This is a genomic window from Afipia sp. OHSU_II-C1 (assembly GCF_000497575.1).
GTDB lineage: Bacteria > Pseudomonadota > Alphaproteobacteria > Rhizobiales > Xanthobacteraceae > Afipia.
In genome coordinates, this window is the sequence record NZ_APJI01000030.1 from 1 (window position 1) to 17,684 (window position 17,684).

The window sequence follows — 17,684 nt, forward strand, 5'->3', positions numbered from 1 at the left end:
CTTGTGGAAGACCACGATGCGGATGTGCGATGAAGGTGCTGTCGCGGACATGAAGATCAAGGCGCTGACCTCGGCGGCGCTGACCGGCATGCTGCGTCCGATGCTGGGCGACGTGAACGTCGTCTCCGCGCCGGTGGTGGCGAAGGAGCGTGGCATGGTGGTGGATGAAGTCACCCGAGCCGCCCGCAGCGACTATGAAAGCCTCATCACGGTGACGGTGGCCACCGAACGGCAGGAGCGTTCGGTATCGGGCACGGTCTATCATGACGGTAAGCCGCGCCTGGTCGACATCAAGGGCATCCGCGTCGATGCCGAGTTCGGCAAGTCGATGATCTATATCACCAACGAGGACAAGCCGGGCTTCATCGGCAAGTTCGCTTCGCTGCTCGGTGACGCCAAGATCAACATCGCGACCTTCCATCTCGGCCGCAACGAGCAGGGCGGCGATGCCATCGCGCTGGTCGAGGTTGACGGCGCGGTGCCGGCCGATGTTCTCGCGAAGGTGGCGGCGCTGCCGCAGGTCAAGCAGGCCAAGGCGCTGTCGTTCTAAGCGGGATATCGCAGCACCGGATATGAACGGGCCGGAGTTCTCCGGCCCGTTTGCGTTTGGGCGTTTTCCGAAGGCGGTACGGGGTAACCAACACGAAAGGAAGTTTCGGTAACTGATGTGTCGAACCCGTGCAGAAGCGCGGTCCCGCATCGGAGAAGCCCCGTGAAATTTCTGAAGAATCTTCCGATCACCCCCAAGCTCGGTATCCTGGTGGGTGTCGCCGTCGTTGGTCTGTGCGTGGCCGGCCTGTTTGCCGCCTACATGATGAAGAGCGAACTGCTCAGCGCGCGCGAGGCGCAGACCCATGCGCTGGTGGAAACCGCACGCAACGCTGCGATCGGGCTGCAAAAGCAGGTAGAAGCCGGGAAAATGACCAAGGAAGCCGCCATCGAGGAATTCAGCCGTTTCGCGCGGACGATGACCTACGACAACGGCACCGGGTACATGTTCGTCTACACCATGGACGGCATCGCGCTGGCGACGCCGGATTCGAAGCAGATCGGCACCAACCGTCTCGATATCGAAACCGGCGGCCGCAAGCTGGCGCGCGAACTGCGCGACGGCGTCGCCGCCAAGGGCGATGTCACGCTGCGCTATGAATACGAGAAGCCTGGTACCAAGGACCTGATCCGCAAGGTGTCCTACGCGGGGGCGATTCCCGGCTGGAACATGTTCGTCGGCACCGGCGCCTATCTCGACGATCTCGATGCCAAGCTGATGCCGATTGTGATTGCGCTTGGTCTTGCCATTCTCGCCATTGCCGCCTTCGCCGGCGCCATCGCCTGGCTGATCGGCCGCAGCATCACGGTTCCGCTGGGCCAGCTCGGCGCCCGCATGCAGTCGCTCGCCGACGGCAAGCTGGACGACGCTATCCCGGCCCTCGACCGCCGCGACGAGATCGGCAAGATGGCGGCGACGGTTCAGGTGTTCAAGGACAATGCCATCCGCATACGCGGGTTGGAGGAGCAGGAAGCGGAGCGCCAGAACCGCGCCGCCGCCGAGCGCCAGGAGATGATGAACAATATCGCCAGCAGCTTCGAGAGCAGCGTCAACGGCATCGTCCGCTCGGTGGCGACATCGGCGGCCGGCATGCAGACGACGGCGGAATCCATGACCTCGTCGGCCCGCGATGCCAGTGCCCGCGCCGCTACGGTGGGCTCGGCTTCGGAGAAGGCCTCGAACGACGTCGGCACCGTGGCCGCCGCTGCGGAAGAGCTGTCCAGCTCGGTCGCGGAAATTTCGCGTCAGGTCAGCCAGTCGAACGAGATCGCCACCAAGGCTGTCAGCGATGCCGAGCGCACCAATGCGACGGTGCAGGTTCTGTCCAGCGGCGCCGAGAAGATCGGCGAGGTGGTGCAGCTCATTCACTCGATCGCGGCGCAGACCAATCTGCTCGCGCTCAACGCCACCATCGAGGCGGCGCGCGCCGGTGAGGCTGGCCGCGGCTTTGCGGTCGTCGCATCGGAAGTGAAGGCGCTGGCCAACCAGACCGCCAAGGCCACCGAGGAAATCTCGGCGCAGGTCGCGGCGATGCAGGCGACCACCAGCGATGCGGTCGTCTCGATCCAGGGCATCACCGAGACCATCGCGCGCATGAGCGAGATCACGATGAACATCTCCAGCGCCGTCGAAGAGCAGGGCGCTGCCACCCGCGAGATCGCACGCAACATCCAGTCGGTGGCGGCGGGATCGACCGAGATCAGCGACCACATCGGCGGCGTCAGCGCGGCCGCGGCTGCGACGGGTACGGCGGCGTCGGACGTTCTCTCCAGCGCACGCGACCTCGACCAGCAGTCGGGCATGCTGCGGGCTGCAGTGGACGAATTCCTCGGCAAGGTGCGGGCGGCTTAATCTCCGGAAGCATCGAATACCATCGAACGAACAGGAAGCGCGGCTGCTGAAAGGCAGCCGCGCTTTTTTGTCTCAGTACGTGCGGCGTTACCTGTGGGCGTCAGGCGGACGACGGGTAAGAAAGATTCAACAGTCTTTCTATAAAAGAAGTGAATTCTTACTTCTGGCGCGAGCCTGCGCCGATTTTCCCGGAGAAGCCGCGTGAAATTCCTGAACAACTGGCCCGTCGCCTTGAAGCTTGGCGTTCTGGTGTGCGTGACCCTGATCGGTTTGTGTGCGGCGGGCTTTTTTGCCGCACGCATGATGCAGAATGAAATGTTCAGCGCGCGGAAGGAGCAACTCCGCGCGATCGTCGATACCGCGAAGAATATGGCAATCGGATACCAGAAGCAGGTCGAAGCGGGGAAGCTGACCAAGGATGCCGCGATCGAGCAGTGGGTTCAGCGGATCCAGAACATGACCTACGACAACGGCGCCGGCTACATGTTCGCCTATACGATGGATGGTATCGCGGTCGCAGTGCTCAACCCGAAGCAGATCGGCACCAGTCACCTCGACAACGAAGTGAACGGCCGCAAGTCCACCCGCGAAATGCGCGACGGTGTTGCGGCGAGGGGCGATGTCACGATCGACTACTTCTGGCAAAAGCCGGGCCTTCCGGAATTGTCACGGAAGATATCTTACGCGGCCGGAATTCCGGGCTGGAATATGTTCGTCGGCACCGGCGCCTACGTCGACGATCTCGACGCCAAGCTGATGCAGATCGTGATGGCGCTGGGCGCGGCGATCCTCGGCATCGGCGTGATCTCCGGCGCGGTGGCCTGGTTCGTCGGCCGCAGCATCACTCGTCCGCTCGGCCTGCTCGGCCTGCGCATGAAGACGCTGGCCGACGGCGAGCTCGAGCAGGAGATTCCGGGCATCGGCCGGCGCGACGAGATCGGTTCGATGGCGGAAACGGTGCAGGTGTTCAAGGACAATGCCGTTCGCATGCGCGATCTTGAAAGCGCCGAAGCCGCGACGCGCGAGCGCGCGGCGGAGGAGCGCAAGGCCGCGATGCATGCCATCGCGCTGGAGTTCGAGAGTAGCGTCAACGGCATCGTGCGTTCGGTGGCCTCGTCCGCGGCCGGCATGCAGTCCACGGCGCAATCGATGACCCATTCGGCGACGGACGCGAGCGCCCGTGCGGCGACCGTGGGCTCGGCTTCGGAGAGGGCGTCGAATGACGTCGGCACGGTGGCGGCTGCCGCCGAGGAACTGTCCAGCTCGGTCGCGGAGATTTCGCGTCAGGTCAACCAGTCGAATGAAATCGCTTCCAAGGCGGTGGCGGATGCCGAGCGCACCAATGCGACGGTGCAGGTGCTGTCCAGCGGCGCGGAAAAGATCGGCGAGGTGGTGCAGCTCATTCACTCGATCGCCGCGCAGACCAATCTGCTCGCGCTCAACGCCACCATCGAGGCGGCGCGCGCCGGCGAGGCGGGCCGTGGTTTCGCCGTGGTGGCGTCCGAAGTGAAGGCGCTGGCGACGCAGACCGCCAAGGCGACCGAGGAGATTTCGGCTCAGGTTGCGGCGATGCAGGCGACCACCAGCGATGCGGTGGTGTCGATCGGCGGCATCACCGAGACGATCACGCGCATGAGCGAGATCACCATGAATATCTCCAGCGCCGTTGAAGAGCAGGGCGCTGCCACCCGCGAAATCGCGCGCAACATCCAGTCGGTGGCGGCAGGTTCGGCCGAGATCAGCGATCACATCGGCGGCGTCAGCGCGGCGGCATCGGCCACCGGCAATGCGGCGTCGGTCGTTCTCACCAGCGCCCGCGATCTCGACCAGCAATCGGGCATGCTGCGTTCGGCGGTGGATGAGTTCCTCGGCAAGGTGCGGGCGGCGTGATGCCTCGGTGGCGAAGTATTGCTACTACAAACAAGATGTCGTCCCCGCGAAAGCGGGGACCCACCTTTTCTAGGAAATTCCTGAGATGGCGAGGTCAGACAGGTCTCGCCAATCCGGATTGTTCTTTTCGATGAGTTCGATCTTCCAGGCCCTGTTCCATTTCTTGAGTTGCTTCTCCCGGCGAATGGCATCTGAGGGCGTGTCGTATCCTTCAACATAGACAAGACGATTAACGGCATAGCGTTGCGCGAATTCCGATCCGCGTCCGCCCTTGTGCTGAGATAGCCGAAGAGCGAGATTGTTTGTAATGCCGATATAGAGCGTGCCGTTGGGTTGGCTCGCGAGAATGTAGACGTGGTACGTCACCCCGTCTTCGGTCACCACAAGTTCGCTTACAGGCTATGGGTCCCCGCTTTCGCGGGGACGACATCGTGGGTTGCTCGAGGTCAGCAACTCACTGCTTCTCGATCTTGGCTTCGCGGATCAGCTTTTCCCACACCACCAGCTGCTCCTTCAGGAATTTGTCGAAGCTCTCGGGCGTGCCGGAAAAGGCTTCCATGCCGCGGCCGGCCAGTTCCTTCTGCATGTCGGGCCGCTCGATCACCTTGCGGATCTCCGCATTCAGCTTTGTCACGATATCCTTCGGCATGTTGGCCGGGCCGAGATAGCCCTGCCATGAGGTGATGTCGAAGCCCTTCACGCCGGCTTCGTCCATGGTGGGTAGCTGCGGCAGCAGTGCGGAGCGCTTGATCGTGGTCACCGCCAGCGCCTTCAGCGCGCCCGCGTTGACATGGGGAAGTCCGGTCGGGACGTCGACGAACATCATGCTCACGCGGCCGGCGATGACGTCGGTCAGCGCCGGCGGCGAACTCTTGTAGGGCACATGCAGCAGGTCGATGCCTGCGAGCGTTGCGAACGTCGCGCCGGAGACGATGGCTGACGAACTGCCGCTGGCGTAGGAGTATTTGCCCGGCTCCTTCTTGGCCAGCGCAACGAGGTCGGCGACCGAATTGACCGGCAGCTTCGGATCGATCACCAGCATGAACGGCAGGTCGCCGGTGCGCGCGATCGGGGTGAAGTCCTTGATCGGATCGTACGTCATGTTCTTCAGCAAATACGGATTTGCCGAATGCGACGTGTTGGTGGTGACGAAGATCGTGTAGCCGTCCGGCTCGGAGCGCGCGACGTAGCTCGCCGCGATCGAGCCGTTGGCGCCGGGCTTGTTCTCGATCACGATGTTGGCGCCGAGACCGGTGGCGAGTTCCTTCGAGATCAGGCGCGTGGTGGTGTCCGTGCCGCTGCCTGCAGCGAACGGCAGCACCAGCGTGATGTTCCTGCCCGGTGCGGGCCACGCCGTTTGCGCAGCCGATGGCCCGGCAGCCAGAGCGCCCGCCGTGACGGCCAGCGCCAAGGTCATTGGTGATATCGTTGATTTCAGGAAGTTCATGGATGGTGTCTCCGCCCTGTCATTTCTTTATGCGCCGGTCGTCATGTCACCGGGCGGTGACTGCGCCGAACGCTTGGGGCAGAGATTGCGCGAAGTTGCGCGGGATTGCCAGCGAGCGATGCGATTTTAGGAGGTGGGACGTTTCCCGGCCGATCCGCGCCGCGATGCGGTGATCACGCCCGCCAGCACGAGCACGTAGCCGACCAGGTGGAACAGCTCCGGCTTCTCGCCGAGCAGCACGATCGCCATGGCCGAACCGAACACCGGCACCAGATGGAAGAACGGCGCGGCCCGGTTGGGCCCGATCAGTTCGATCCCACGGTTGAAGAAAATGTAGGCCAGTGTCGAGGGAAAGATCACCACGAAGACGAGGGTGGCGATCGTCAGCGTGTCGAGTATCAGCCTGTCGCCAACCGAGATTTCCCATCCCACCAGCGGCACCAGCATCAGCGCGCCGGACCCGGTGGTGAAAGCGATCAGCGAGAGCGGATTGATCTTCGGGCGCCGCGTCATGAGGGCGGAGTACAGTCCGAACACGAACAGCGCGGCGGCGAAGCTGATATCGCCGGCGTTGATCTGGATGTCTGCCAGCGCGCCGAGATTCCCGCGCAGAACGATCACGAGCACGCCGAGCAGCGAGACGAGGATGCCGGCCGTCTGCATCCATGACAGCCGTACGCCGAACAGCACCAGCGCCCACAGCGCCACGAACAGCGGTCCCGACGACTGGATCAGCAGCGCATTCAGCGCCTGGGTATGTTGCAGTCCCCAATAGGACAGGGCGTTGTTGAAGGCGAAGCCCGTCAGCGCGAGAATCAGCAGCAGCGGCAAGTGCCTGCGCATCACCGGCCAGTCGCGTTGCAGATAGGGCCACGCGAAAGGAAACACGACGAGGGATGTTCCGGCCCAGCGCAGGAATGTCAGTGTGAACGGCGGGACATGGCCGGCGACGAAGCGCCCGAGCACGATATTGGCGGCCCAGAACAGCGCCATCAGACTGAGCAGCAGATAGGGCTGGTTCGCCAGCCGTGAGGCAAGCGAGGACTGGCGCAAGGGCGGATCGGCGACGGTCATGGGGCTTTGGGAAAGAGGTTGTGTGAAGTTGTGCCGGTGTTTCGCACCTTTCACAACCGCCAAACCCGGATTGCTCCGTTGCGCCAGACGGGCATCAGCGCGGTGTTTGCTTCTTCCTGCTAGGCTTCCGCGACCGCCGACGTGCGCCGCGCGGCGACGATCACACCGGTCAGCACCAGCGCATAGCCCGCAAAATGGAATAGTTGCGGCCGCTCGCCGAGGAAGGCGATGGCGAGCACAGATCCGAACACCGGGATCAGATGGAAAAACGGTGCGGCGCGGTTGGCGCCGATCAGTTCGACGCCGCGGTTGAAGAAAACATAGGCGAGGATCGATGGAAAGATTGCGACATAGGCGAGCGTGAGCGCGTTGTTCATGCTGAGCGATGGCGTCAGCCCGCTCAGAGCTTCGATGATCACGGCGGGAATCAGCAACACCGTCGCGTAGCCGGAGGTGAACGCCATGAAGGCGAGCGGATGAATCGCCGGGCGTTTCACGGCCAGCACGGAATAGAGTCCGAAGATGATCAGCGCGATGGTGAAGATCAGATCGCCCTTGTTCAGGTGAATCGAGGAAAGGGCAGCCGGATCGCCCCGCGTCAGAATCGTGAGGACGCCAAGCAGCGAAATTCCGATGCCGATGGTCTGCGGCCAGGTGAGACGAATGCCGAGCAGCACGAGCGACCACAGGGCGACGATCAGCGGCCCCGATGACTGGATCAGCAGCGCATTCAGCGCCTCGGTGTATTTCAGCCCGAGATAGGCGATGGCGTTGTAACCGGCGAGCCCGGTGAGGGTCAGCAGCGTCAGGACAGGCAGATGCTTGCGGATCATCGGCCACTCGGCCCTCAGATGGGGCCATGCGAAGGGCAGAACGAGCAGGCAGGCGAAGCCCCAGCGCAGGAAGGACAGCGCCATCGGCGGAAAATCCGCTGCGATAAAGCGTCCCAGCACGACATTGCCCGCCCAGAACAGGGATGACAGCGTCAATAGCAGATAGGGCCGGTTCATCAGCCAGTGTGCGGCGGGTCGCGGGGCGGGCTCGTTCATGTCGGCGGCAGATTATGGGCTTTACCAGGAAGGCCGGGACTGGCCGGAATTATTTGGGGATATCAATGATTTGCGCCCCTTTCAGCAGAGCCGTCAACACCCGTTGGAGCTTGCGTCCCATGCGCGCATCCGTTATCCGGTGACATGCCTCGCAAGCGCGCGCCCTGCTGCAAGGCGCTGGGTTTCCAGCGGATTTGCGGGTTGCGGGAGAATGTCTCGAAATGGCTAACGTTGTCGTCGTCGGCGCCCAGTGGGGCGACGAAGGAAAAGGCAAGATTGTCGACTGGCTGTCGGAGCAGGCCGACATCGTCGTCCGCTTTCAGGGCGGCCACAACGCCGGCCATACGCTTGTCATCAACGGCAACACCTACAAGCTGGCGCTGCTTCCGTCGGGCGTGCTGCGGCCGTCGAAGCTTTCGGTGATCGGCAACGGCGTGGTGTTCGACGCGCAGGCGTTTCTCGCCGAACTCGAGAAGCTGCAGGGACAGGGCGTGAAGATTTCGCCCGACAATCTGCGCATCGCCGAGAACGTCACGCTGATCCTTCCGCTGCACCGCGAGCTCGATGCGATCCGCGAGAACGCTGCCAAGGCCAACGCCATCGGCACCACCCAGCGCGGCATCGGCCCTGCTTATGAAGACAAGGTCGGCCGCCGCGCCATCCGGCTGATGGATCTCGCCGATCCGCAGACGCTGCCGCACAAGATCGATCGCCTGCTGGCGCATCACAATGCACTGCGCCGTGGCCTCAACCTTCCTGAAGTCGATGGTAAGGATATCCTGAAGGAACTGTCAGCGATCGCGCCGAAGGTGTTGCCGTTCGCGGACTCGGTCTGGAATCTGCTCGACCACAAGCGCCGCGAAGGCAAACGCATTCTGTTCGAGGGCGCGCAGGGGGCGCTGCTCGACGTCGATCACGGCACCTATCCATACGTCACCTCGTCCAACACCGTGGCTGCTCAGGCGGCGACGGGCACTGGCATGGGGCCGGGCTCAGTCGGCTATGTGCTTGGCATCTGCAAGGCCTACACCACGCGCGTCGGGCAGGGACCATTTCCGACCGAACTCAACAACGAGATCGGCGAGGAAATCGGCCGCCGCGGCAAGGAATTTGGCGTCAACACCGGACGCAAGCGCCGCTGCGGCTGGTTCGACGCGGTGCTGGTGCGGCAGACGGCCCGGACCAGCGGTATTCATGGCCTTGCGCTGACCAAGCTCGACATCCTCGACGGCTTCGACGAGATCCAGGTCTGTGTCGGCTACAAGCTCGACGGGAAGGAGATCGACCACCTGCCTGCCGGTGAGGGCGCGCAGGCACGGGTCGAGCCGATCTATGAGACCATCGAAGGCTGGAAGGAGCCGACGGCCAATGCCCGGTCGTGGGCCGATCTGCCTGCGCAGGCGATCAAATATGTTCGCCGGGTCGAGGAACTGGTCGGTTGTCCGATCGCGCTGCTTTCCACCAGCCCGGAACGCGAGGATACGATCCTCGTGCAAAACCCGTTCGAAGCTTGAACAAAACATGGCCTGTCATGGGTGGACTGTGTTCTGTTGATTGACGTTTTTTAAGTACAGGGTTCGCGGAGAATCCTGCAAACTAGTGTGGCGGTTCGCAGGTCCGTATCATTTCTCCGGCGGGCATTTACGGACCTGCGAACCGAAGCCACACTGGAACTACAGTTTGCTAGTGTCCTTTCGAATCCGACGTTCGTTCGGAAGGCGTTGCAAAAGGAAGCGAACGTCGGATTCGGGACACTAGACCACGATGGCTGATTACTACCCGCTCATAGCCCGCGCCATCGCCGGACTGGACCCCAGTGCCCCCGGCGAGCAGCGGCGTGCGCTCTATGAGCGTGCGCGCACAGCCCTGATTTCCCAGTTGCGCGGCGTGCAGCCTGCCTTGAGCGAAGCCGAAATCACCCGCGAGCGTCTGGCGCTCGAGGACGCGGTGCGCCGGGTCGAGGCCGATGCCGTCCGCCGCGCCGCCGCGCATCAGGCCGCGTCCGGCGAAGCGCCGCCCGAGCGTCCGGCCGCGCCGCCGCCACCCGCGGCACCGCCGCCCTCGGGCCAGCCGCGCGCGCCGCTGCCCGGCCGGCGGGACGGGCCGCGTCCGGGTGATGCGCTGCGTGAAAGCGCCCGCAGCGCGCGAACCGGAAACGCTCCGCCGCCGGCCCCCGGCCGGCCCGCTCCACGGCCCGAGGCCAATGGAGCACCCGACCAGCGCCCGCCGCGGAATCTGCGCGGCGATCAGCCGCCTCCGCTGGCCCGCCCGCAGCCGCCGGTTCAGCCGGGCCTGCCGTCGTCGATGCGCGATGTCCGTGCGCGCGATCAGCGCAGCGACGACACCCGCATGCTCGATGAGTTCACACAGGACGCGCGTTCGCAGCGCCGCCCGCCGCAGGGTTCGGGCATGCGCGATGTGGTCGCGGATGCCAACGATCTCGGCAGCGCGACCCGTTCCGCGCGGCGCAGCCAGGCGCAGGATTTTCCCGATCAGCGTGGTACGGCGCCTTACAGCTACGACGAATCCATCGAGGAAGCCGGACGCTACCAGCCGAACGGCTCGCCGCGCGCGCGTGCCTCCCGCGACGAACCCGAGACGGAGAAGCGCGGCTTTCCGCTCAAGACCGCTATTGCGGTCTGTGTCGCGATCATCGCCATCGGCGGCGCGGTCTGGGGCGGGCCGAAAGCCTATTCGCTGTTCAAGTCGCTCACCAAGCCTGCGCAGCAGGCCGACACCGCGCCGAAGGATGCGGCGGGAACGCGGCCGAAAATCACCGACCGGGTGGGGCAGCCGGGCTCGACGCAGATTGCGCCGGTGGCGCAGCGCGTGGTGCTCTATGACGAGGACCCCTCGGCGCCGCAGGGCAAGCAGTATGTCGGCTCGGTGATCTGGCGCACCGAAGCGGTCAAGGTGCCCGCCGGCCAGCCGCCGGATATCGGCGTGCGCGCCGACATCGATATTCCCGAGCGCAAGATCAAGATGTCGCTCTCGATCCGCCGCAACACCGATGCGTCGCTGCCCGCGAGCCACACGGCGGAGCTGACTTTCGTTTTGCCGCCGGATTTCGGCACCACCATCGCCAACGTGCCTGGTGTGCTGATGAAGTCCAACGAGCAGGCGCGCGGTACGCCGCTGGCGGGACTCGCGGTGAAGGTCACCGACGGATTCTTCCTGGTCGGACTGTCGAATGTCGAGGCCGACAAGGCGCGCAATCTTCAGCTTCTGAAGGAGCGGTCGTGGTTCGACATTCCGCTGGTCTACGCCAACCAGCGCCGTTCGATCATCGCCATCGAGAAGGGCGCGCCGGGCGAGCGTGCATTCAACGAAGCATTCACGGCCTGGGGGCAGTGATCCGATGAAAATAACACTCGCAGGCTCGCGTCATTTCGGCGTCGAGACGCTCAACATGATGCGCGGCCATGGCATCGAGGTGATCCGTGTTGTGGTCGCGGACGGCGAGGACCGTCTCGCCGCAGCGGCCCGCGCCGCCGGCATCGAGGTCGTGGTGCAGGCCAAGCCCAAGCTCATCGTGGCTTCGGAAATCGCGCCGGGCACCGATCTGATCGTCACCGCGCACAGCCATGCGATGGTGAGCGATGGCGCGCTGAAGGCGGCCAGGCATGGCGGCATCGGTTACCATCCCTCGCTGCTGCCGCGTCACCGCGGCATCGCCGCGGTGGAATGGACCATCAAGGAAGGCGACGCGATTGCCGGCGGCACGATCTATCATCTGTCGGACCGGCTCGATGCGGGGGCGATTGCGGCGCAGGACTGGGTGTTCGTCAAGAAGAACGAGACCGCGCGTGAACTGTGGGAGCGGGCGCTGGCGCCGCTCGGGCTCAGGCTGCTGGCGCAGGTGATCGATCAGGCAAAGACCAGCGGCAATCTGCCGTCGATGCCGCAGGACGAGCAGTTCGCGACCAACGCGCCGCGGCTCGACAGGGAAAAGCCTCACGCCGCGCCCAAGAGCGCGGCGTCGGGATCGTAAGTTCCGGCGTCTTCAGTTCTCCGTCGAATTTTTTCAACCACATCGCATCTCACCCCATGTCATCCCCGCGAAAGCGGGGATCCATATTTTTCGAGTCGAATAGCGTTGTGACTGTACCCCCACCCCGACCGGCTTCGCCGGTCGACCCTCCCCGCAAGGGGGAGGGATCAAGACTCACGCCGCGCGGGTCTCGCCGGCGCGCACCGCGCTCGACACAAGGTCGTTGGCGTCGGTGACGCCGTCGGCGGCGCGGCGAACGATTGTCTGTGCCATCTTCGCCTTGGTCGCGGGCGTGCGGTTCTCCAGCGCGATCTGCTCGACGGCGATGTCGAGAATTTTTCTCAACGTGGCGACGTAATCCGGATCGAATTTTTCCGGTGGGCGATTGACCATGCGCTTCTCCTCTTCGGACATTTCAAGGCGTGATTGCATCGGACTTTATCTCTGCGATCGCGCCTTCGGTGAGCGGGCGGACCATGCTTCCGCAATGGGGCAGATGTGAGTCAGCATCGCGATTTGCAATGCGCATGCATCGATGTGAAATTGGAAAGGCTCCAGTCACATTTCTTTCAAGGTGATGAAGATTCCGCAGCGCACTTTGACGATTTGTCATGGGAATCGCACCACATCTTGTGTCTGCGATTCGACAATTTGCGCGATGCAATGCATGCTTTCACACCTGCGACGAAACCGTGAATGCGAACGGGTGATGCGCCCGTGTTCCCGCGCCACAATTCACGCAACACACAAGGAGACGTGATGGCCGATACGCCCGCAACACAAGCCGATCCGCATTTCGTGCCGATCGAAGGTACGATGGAGGCGCCGATCATCTTCTTCGAGGTGTGCCCGACATTCGGGAACAACGGCGGGCTGATCAACCTGATGCTTGCGACCGGCCTGATCGACTCCGCCCCCCATGGAAAAGTGGCAAGCCGTGTGAAAGCGGTGGCGCATCTGCGCATGACCGCCGCCGCCGCGGTGAATCTGCGTGACACATTGAACAATGCGCTCGCGATGGGCATGCCGGTTCAGAAGCCCGAAGGCCGGACGAACTGATCGGGAATTTGATTCTGATATTTTTTGCGAGGTTGAGATGCTTTCGACGACAATGATGGTTCCAGCCACGATGTCCCGAGCCGCGTGGCGCGTGCTTGCGTTGTGTGGGGCGCTGACCATGGTGCTGCTGGCATGGCCGCTTGCGGCGCAGCAAGTCACGCCGAGCAAGCCGTTCCTCGAGAAGAACGCGTTCTATCTGCGCTCGGCCGGGTTCCGCATCCAGCTCGCCAACGACGCGGCGGGACAGCGCGCACTCAAGGCGCTGCCGCCGCATCGCTTCGTGATCCACAAGGCCGGCGGCACGCCGCGGTATGTCTATGCCGATCCCGGCATGTGCAACTGCATTTTCAGCGGCACGCTCGACAACTACAAATCCTATCTGGATATCCTGCGGCAGCCGCTTCCGGGCGCTGACGATGTTTCGCCGGATTACAAGACGCAGGCCAGCGCGCTTTTGCTGGATCAGCCGATCGACTTCGGCATGACCAACGATAACGACAGCCTGGCGGATTACTTCCGCGACTATCTGTAGCTTCGGACCATCTGTAACCTGGTACGCCTGTTGTGCGCTGCCATAAGCAGGCAGCGCGCATCACGCTGCTTGTTCGCGCTCGTTTTTCTTTGTTACGCTTCACGTGTTGTCCATCAACACATGCTGACCGCGCGCCAAGTCGCGGCAGCCGGGGAAACAAGAGGGTAACAAAAATGGCTTCACGACGCGCCGCGATCGGGCTGATCGCGATGGGCTTTGCTGCATTCCTCTCATCAGGCGGCGCTTCGGCGCAGGACTATCCGACGCGTCCCGTGAAGTGGGTGGTGGGTTATCCGCCCGGCGGTGCGACCGACATTCTCGCGCGGCTGATCGGCCAGCGATTGTCGGAACGGCTCGGTCAGCAGTTCATCATCGAGAACAAGCCGGGCGCGGGCAACAATGTCGGCACCGAATCCGTGGTGAACGCCGATCCCGATGGCTACACGGTCCTGCTGGTCAATCCCGCCAACGGCATCAACGCCTCGCTCTACGCGAAGCTGAGCTTCAATTTCATTCGCGACATCGCGCCGGTGGCCGGGCTCGCGCGCGTGCCGAACGTGATGATCGTGCCGAACGATTTCCCGGCCAAGACGGTGACGGAATTCATCGCCTATGCGAAGGCCAATCCCGGCAAGGTCAATATGGCCTCAAGCGGCAACGGCACCTCGATCCATCTGTCCGGTGAACTGTTCAAGGCGATGACCGGCGTCGAGATGCTGCACGTTCCCTATCGTGGCTCGGCGCCCGCGATCACCGATCTCTTGAGCGGACGCGTGCAGGTGATGTTCGACAACATGCCGTCCGCGATTTCGCACATCAGGGCAGGCACGCTGCGCGCGGTGGCGGTGACGACCGAGAAACGCTCGCCTGAACTGCCCGATGTTCCGACCGTTGGCGACACGGTGAAGGGCTATGAAGCCTCCGCGTGGTTCGGCATGGGTGCGCCGGCCAAGACGCCGAAGCCGATCATCGACAAGCTCAACAAGGAGATCAACGCGATCCTCGCCGAGCCCGAGATGAAAAAGAAGATCGCGGACATGGGCGGCGTCGCGCTGGTCGGTACGCCGGAGGATTTCGGCAAGATCATCGTCTCTGAAACGGAGAAGTGGGAGAAAGTGGTGAAGTTCGCCGGCGCGAGGGTGGAGTAGATTCCCCCTCGCCCCGCTCTTGCGGGGAGAGGGTTGGGGTGAGGGGCGAGATTTCAGCATATGCGATGGCGCGTTTCTCGACGAAGCTGCCCCTCACCCGCTCGCTTCGCTCGCGACCTCTCCCCGTAAGAACGGGGCGAGGTGAAAATCGCTCCGTCATTGCGAGCGAAGCGAAGCAATCCATTCTTTTGAAGAAAGCTGGATTGCTTCGTCGCAAGCGCTCCTCGCAATGACGATGTTGCAGCAAGCTTGTAGCCCGGATGGAGCGGAGCGAAATCCGGGGTGGTCACGCGCAATAGGGCGATGTTGATTGTGATGGAAGCTGTGTCGCGCCGGTCGAAGCGCGATCCATAATCGCTTGCACCATTCCCGGATTGCGCTTCGCTTTATCCGGGCTACGATTGCTGGCCGCGAAGGAGCTTCATCGGAAGAAAAATGACTGAAACAACTACTGTTACCAAGAATGACGGATTCACCGCATCCTTTGGAATCGGACTGATTTTGCTTGCTGCATGGTTCATGGCGCTCAATGAGTTCGATAGGATATTCAATCTCTATTTTCTTATCGTTCCGTTTATCTTCTTCCCAGGTTTGGCATTCGTATTGTGGGTGTTGGGAAGCCTACTCTCGAGCATTTGGTATCGTCTCTGGAAGCGGGCAGCATCTGCAATTGTTGCGCCTGTCATTGCATATGCCCTGATACAGTTGGTCCTACATCTGGGATTTACACCGGGATGGATTCGTTTTGAGGTTGGAAAGCGACACTACTTAGCGGAGGTGGAACGCCTCCCTCGGAACGGAGAGCCGCGCTTCAAAATCTTCAACTGGGGCGGGACAGGTGGAGCAGGCGTGGTCAACGTCTTCTTCAATTTAATTTTCGATGAGAGCGACGAAATAGCATTGCCTCCGGAAAAGCGATCCGATCAATGGTCGCGTCGGATGAGAAGTTACTGTCCAGGTACGCAAATGTGTTCGATCCTGCAGCCCGATCCGCCAAGCCATATTGTCGATATTCAGAAGGTGGATGGGCACTTCTATTTAGTCACGGAATACTATCAATTGATCAAGGAATAAATTCCTTGACAATTTCCCGGCCCTGATCCATCTTCACGCCATCCCGCCTCACTTGAGGGGCGTTGCCAGGGACGCTTGTTAGCGCGGGGCGGGATGCGGCGCCTGCGCGCGCGGGAGAGACGTTCTCCCTCGTGTCCGGGAGGCTTCGGGTCATCGTCCGGGCCAACTACGTGGCCCCGCCTTCAGTGGCTGGACGCGGACAGGATGAAGGCAGGCGAAAGCCCGCCGGATCGGGGCGTGAAAGCGTCCGTCCTGTCCCGGAAGAACGATCCCGTCGCCAAAAATCGCCGCGGCGGAGCGCCGAAAGGCGATGCGCGCTGCGGCATGTCCGCTGCGCGTCACTCCACTCAAGTGCGCCTTTCGGCGTTCCGTCCCCTCATGCTCGCGAGGGGGCCATGTGACGCGAGGCCGCCGTGCGCGATGCGTGCGACAGACGGCGCATGCGCGCTCATTCCACGTCATCAAATCCATCAACGGGAGCGTTGCCCATGACGGCGCGGTTCAGGCTGGAAGGTCCTTATGGTTTCAGCGGCGCGGAGAATGCGCGCCTGACCGGCGAGACGTGCGCCGAGCATACGGCGCGAGATTTCGCATACTGCGAACTCGTTGTTGCGCGCGCGGAGATGGATTTCCTCCGCGCATATCGCAAGTGTCCTGACGGCGCGTGCCGCCGCGCGCGGCGCTGTCTTGGGCCGGAATTTTCCTGCCGCGCGGACAACAGCAATCCGCGCCTCCTCGGATTTCTCGAACAGGGCGCTGCGATCGATTTCGCCTATGACGAATTGCAGCGGATGCGATTGCTGCGAAAGCAAATGAGGGAGCGGGAGTGGGCATGATGAGGGCGTGTGTGTCGCTACATCTTCGGTGTCGTCCCCGCGCAGACGATGTTTCTTCACCTCTCCCCGGCGGGGAGAGGTCGGCGCGTAGCGCCGGGTGAGGGGGATCGCATGCCAGTTTTGAGATCGGAACCCCCTCACCCCAACCCTCTCCCCCACGGGGAGAGGGAGCTATCAGGCATGCGCGGAATCCGACGGTTCGTAACCGCAAAACAAAAAAGCCGGCCCGAAGGCCGGCTTTCGTATTTCGTGATGCGCGAGAGGTTAGTACGCCGCTTCCAGTGCGGCGTGCTCCTGCTTGGCGATGGCGGTCTTCACCGCCGCCTGCACCTTCTCGAACGCGCGGACCTCGATCTGCCGCACGCGCTCGCGCGACACGCCGAATTCGGCGGCAAGGTCTTCCAGCGTCATCGGCTCTTCAGCGAGACGCCGCGCCTCGAAGATGCGGCGCTCGCGGTCGTTGAGCACGCCCATCGCGCCGGTCAGCGCGTTGCGGCGATGATCGAACTCCTCGTTCTCCGCCATGATGGCTTCCTGGTTGGGCGAGGTATCGACCAGCCAGTCCTGCCATTCGCCGGGTTCGCCGTCGTCACGGATCGGAGCGTTGAGCGACGCGTCGCCACCGAGGCGGCGGTTCATGTCGATCACGTCCTGTTCCGTCACGCCGAGGCGGGTCGCGATCTGCTTCACCTGTTCGGGGCGCATATCGCCCTCTTCAAGCGCGGAGATCTTGCTCTTCGCCTTGCGGAGATTGAAGAACAGCTTCTTCTGGTTCGCGGTGGTGCCCATTTTCACGAGCGACCACGAACGCAGGATGTATTCCTGGATCGACGCCTTGATCCACCACATCGCGTAGGTGGCCAGGCGGAAGCCCTTCTCGGGCTCGAAGCGTTTGACAGCCTGCATCAGGCCGACGTTGCCTTCGGAGACAACCTCGGAAATCGGCAGGCCATAGCCGCGATAACCCATGGCAATCTTGGCCACGAGCCGGAGATGGCTGGTGACGAGCTTGTGCGCGGCGTCGCGGTCATCGTGCTCGCGCCAGCGCTTGGCGAGCATGTACTCATCCTGCGGTTCCAGCATCGGGAACTTGCGGATTTCCGTCAGGTAGTGTGCAAGGCCGGATTCTCCGTTGAGAACCGGTAAAGTAGCGGCACGGGCCATGTTGCGCCCCTCCAGAGTT

The 17,684-nt window shown here is 62.8% G+C and carries 17 protein-coding genes; 11 read left to right on the plus strand and 6 right to left on the minus strand.

What is annotated here, in order from left to right:
* The 3 genes from I554_RS0124505 to I554_RS0124515 all read left to right on the plus strand — a co-directional run.
* On the plus strand, positions 1-550 hold a 550-nt coding region (locus I554_RS0124505; protein ID WP_024578201.1), incomplete at its 5' end, for an ACT domain-containing protein.
* 162 nt (positions 551-712) lie between these two features.
* Positions 713-2,401 carry a methyl-accepting chemotaxis protein gene (locus I554_RS0124510; RefSeq protein WP_024576137.1) on the plus strand — a complete coding sequence of 563 codons (1,689 nt, stop codon included), beginning with the start codon at positions 713-715 and terminating at the stop codon, positions 2,399-2,401.
* A gap of 201 nt (positions 2,402-2,602) precedes the next feature.
* Positions 2,603-4,291, plus strand: coding sequence for a methyl-accepting chemotaxis protein (locus I554_RS0124515; protein ID WP_024576138.1), 1,689 nt, complete (start codon positions 2,603-2,605; stop codon positions 4,289-4,291).
* A 69-nt stretch (positions 4,292-4,360) separates the two neighbouring features.
* Here I554_RS0124515 and I554_RS0124520 read toward each other — a convergent pair whose 3' ends face one another.
* The 4 genes from I554_RS0124520 to I554_RS0124535 all read right to left on the minus strand — a co-directional run bounded on the left by I554_RS0124520 (position 4,361) and on the right by I554_RS0124535 (position 7,861).
* On the minus strand, positions 4,361-4,675 hold the full coding sequence (locus I554_RS0124520; protein ID WP_024576139.1) for a GIY-YIG nuclease family protein: 315 nt from the start codon (positions 4,673-4,675) through the stop codon (positions 4,361-4,363).
* A gap of 70 nt (positions 4,676-4,745) precedes the next feature.
* The gene (locus tag I554_RS0124525; RefSeq protein ID WP_029659477.1) at positions 4,746-5,738 is read right to left on the minus strand and encodes a tripartite tricarboxylate transporter substrate binding protein; all 993 of its coding nucleotides are present in this window, start codon (positions 5,736-5,738) and stop codon (positions 4,746-4,748) included.
* A 126-nt stretch (positions 5,739-5,864) separates the two neighbouring features.
* Entirely contained in the window at positions 5,865-6,812 is a 948-nt protein-coding gene (locus I554_RS0124530) for a DMT family transporter (RefSeq protein ID WP_024576141.1), read from the minus strand.
* A 119-nt stretch (positions 6,813-6,931) separates the two neighbouring features.
* Positions 6,932-7,861, minus strand: coding sequence for a DMT family transporter (locus I554_RS0124535; RefSeq protein ID WP_024576142.1), 930 nt, complete (start codon positions 7,859-7,861; stop codon positions 6,932-6,934).
* Positions 7,862-8,082: 221 nt separating this feature from the next.
* On the opposite strand from I554_RS0124535, the gene I554_RS0124540 reads away from it, so the two are divergent.
* The 3 genes from I554_RS0124540 to I554_RS0124550 all read left to right on the plus strand — a co-directional run bounded on the left by I554_RS0124540 (position 8,083) and on the right by I554_RS0124550 (position 11,852).
* Positions 8,083-9,375, plus strand: coding sequence for an adenylosuccinate synthase (locus I554_RS0124540; RefSeq protein ID WP_024576143.1), 1,293 nt, complete (start codon positions 8,083-8,085; stop codon positions 9,373-9,375).
* Positions 9,376-9,625: 250 nt separating this feature from the next.
* On the plus strand, positions 9,626-11,215 hold the full coding sequence (locus I554_RS0124545; RefSeq protein ID WP_024576144.1) for a hypothetical protein: 1,590 nt from the start codon (positions 9,626-9,628) through the stop codon (positions 11,213-11,215).
* A 4-nt stretch (positions 11,216-11,219) separates the two neighbouring features.
* Positions 11,220-11,852, plus strand: a complete 633-nt coding sequence (locus I554_RS0124550) for a formyltransferase family protein (protein WP_024576145.1) — start codon at positions 11,220-11,222, stop codon at positions 11,850-11,852.
* Between the two features lie 174 nt (positions 11,853-12,026).
* Here I554_RS0124550 and I554_RS0124555 read toward each other — a convergent pair whose 3' ends face one another.
* Entirely contained in the window at positions 12,027-12,245 is a 219-nt protein-coding gene (locus I554_RS0124555; protein WP_024576146.1) for a hypothetical protein, read from the minus strand.
* 366 nt (positions 12,246-12,611) lie between these two features.
* On the opposite strand from I554_RS0124555, the gene I554_RS0124560 reads away from it, so the two are divergent.
* From I554_RS0124560 to I554_RS0124580, 5 genes are all read left to right on the plus strand, one after another.
* Positions 12,612-12,911 carry a hypothetical protein gene (locus I554_RS0124560; protein ID WP_024576147.1) on the plus strand — a complete coding sequence of 100 codons (300 nt, stop codon included), beginning with the start codon at positions 12,612-12,614 and terminating at the stop codon, positions 12,909-12,911.
* 37 nt (positions 12,912-12,948) lie between these two features.
* Complete coding sequence (locus tag I554_RS0124565; protein ID WP_051358611.1) at positions 12,949-13,443, plus strand: hypothetical protein; 495 nt, start codon at positions 12,949-12,951, stop codon at positions 13,441-13,443.
* A 173-nt stretch (positions 13,444-13,616) separates the two neighbouring features.
* A complete protein-coding gene (locus I554_RS0124570) occupies positions 13,617-14,591 on the plus strand; it encodes a tripartite tricarboxylate transporter substrate binding protein (protein ID WP_024576149.1) in 975 nt (324 codons plus the stop codon).
* 435 nt (positions 14,592-15,026) lie between these two features.
* Positions 15,027-15,665: a hypothetical protein gene (locus tag I554_RS0124575; protein WP_024576150.1), complete on the plus strand. Its 639-nt coding sequence runs from the start codon at positions 15,027-15,029 to the stop codon at positions 15,663-15,665.
* 488 nt (positions 15,666-16,153) lie between these two features.
* Positions 16,154-16,501: a hypothetical protein gene (locus I554_RS0124580; RefSeq protein WP_024576151.1), complete on the plus strand. Its 348-nt coding sequence runs from the start codon at positions 16,154-16,156 to the stop codon at positions 16,499-16,501.
* 264 nt (positions 16,502-16,765) lie between these two features.
* Here I554_RS0124580 and rpoH read toward each other — a convergent pair whose 3' ends face one another.
* The gene (gene rpoH / locus I554_RS0124585; RefSeq protein ID WP_024576152.1) at positions 16,766-17,665 is read right to left on the minus strand and encodes an RNA polymerase sigma factor RpoH; all 900 of its coding nucleotides are present in this window, start codon (positions 17,663-17,665) and stop codon (positions 16,766-16,768) included.
* Positions 17,666-17,684 lie beyond the last annotated feature (19 nt).

What these genes read in the sequence shown, in the direction of transcription:
- I554_RS0124580 (WP_024576151.1), top strand. Translation starts at nt 16,154, where the DNA reads ATGACGGCGCGGTTCAGGCTGGAAGGTCCTTATGGTTTCAGCGGCGCG.
- I554_RS0124540 (WP_024576143.1), top strand. Translation starts at nt 8,083, where the DNA reads ATGGCTAACGTTGTCGTCGTCGGCGCCCAGTGGGGCGACGAAGGAAAA.
- I554_RS0124545 (WP_024576144.1), top strand. Translation starts at nt 9,626, where the DNA reads ATGGCTGATTACTACCCGCTCATAGCCCGCGCCATCGCCGGACTGGAC.
- I554_RS0124550 (WP_024576145.1), top strand. Translation starts at nt 11,220, where the DNA reads ATGAAAATAACACTCGCAGGCTCGCGTCATTTCGGCGTCGAGACGCTC.
- I554_RS0124570 (WP_024576149.1), top strand. Translation starts at nt 13,617, where the DNA reads ATGGCTTCACGACGCGCCGCGATCGGGCTGATCGCGATGGGCTTTGCT.
- rpoH (WP_024576152.1), bottom strand. Translation starts at nt 17,665, where the DNA reads ATGGCCCGTGCCGCTACTTTACCGGTTCTCAACGGAGAATCCGGCCTT.
- I554_RS0124535 (WP_024576142.1), bottom strand. Translation starts at nt 7,861, where the DNA reads ATGAACGAGCCCGCCCCGCGACCCGCCGCACACTGGCTGATGAACCGG.
- I554_RS0124565 (WP_051358611.1), top strand. Translation starts at nt 12,949, where the DNA reads ATGCTTTCGACGACAATGATGGTTCCAGCCACGATGTCCCGAGCCGCG.
- I554_RS0124575 (WP_024576150.1), top strand. Translation starts at nt 15,027, where the DNA reads ATGACTGAAACAACTACTGTTACCAAGAATGACGGATTCACCGCATCC.
- I554_RS0124530 (WP_024576141.1), bottom strand. Translation starts at nt 6,812, where the DNA reads ATGACCGTCGCCGATCCGCCCTTGCGCCAGTCCTCGCTTGCCTCACGG.
- I554_RS0124560 (WP_024576147.1), top strand. Translation starts at nt 12,612, where the DNA reads ATGGCCGATACGCCCGCAACACAAGCCGATCCGCATTTCGTGCCGATC.
- I554_RS0124525 (WP_029659477.1), bottom strand. Translation starts at nt 5,738, where the DNA reads ATGAACTTCCTGAAATCAACGATATCACCAATGACCTTGGCGCTGGCC.
- I554_RS0124555 (WP_024576146.1), bottom strand. Translation starts at nt 12,245, where the DNA reads ATGGTCAATCGCCCACCGGAAAAATTCGATCCGGATTACGTCGCCACG.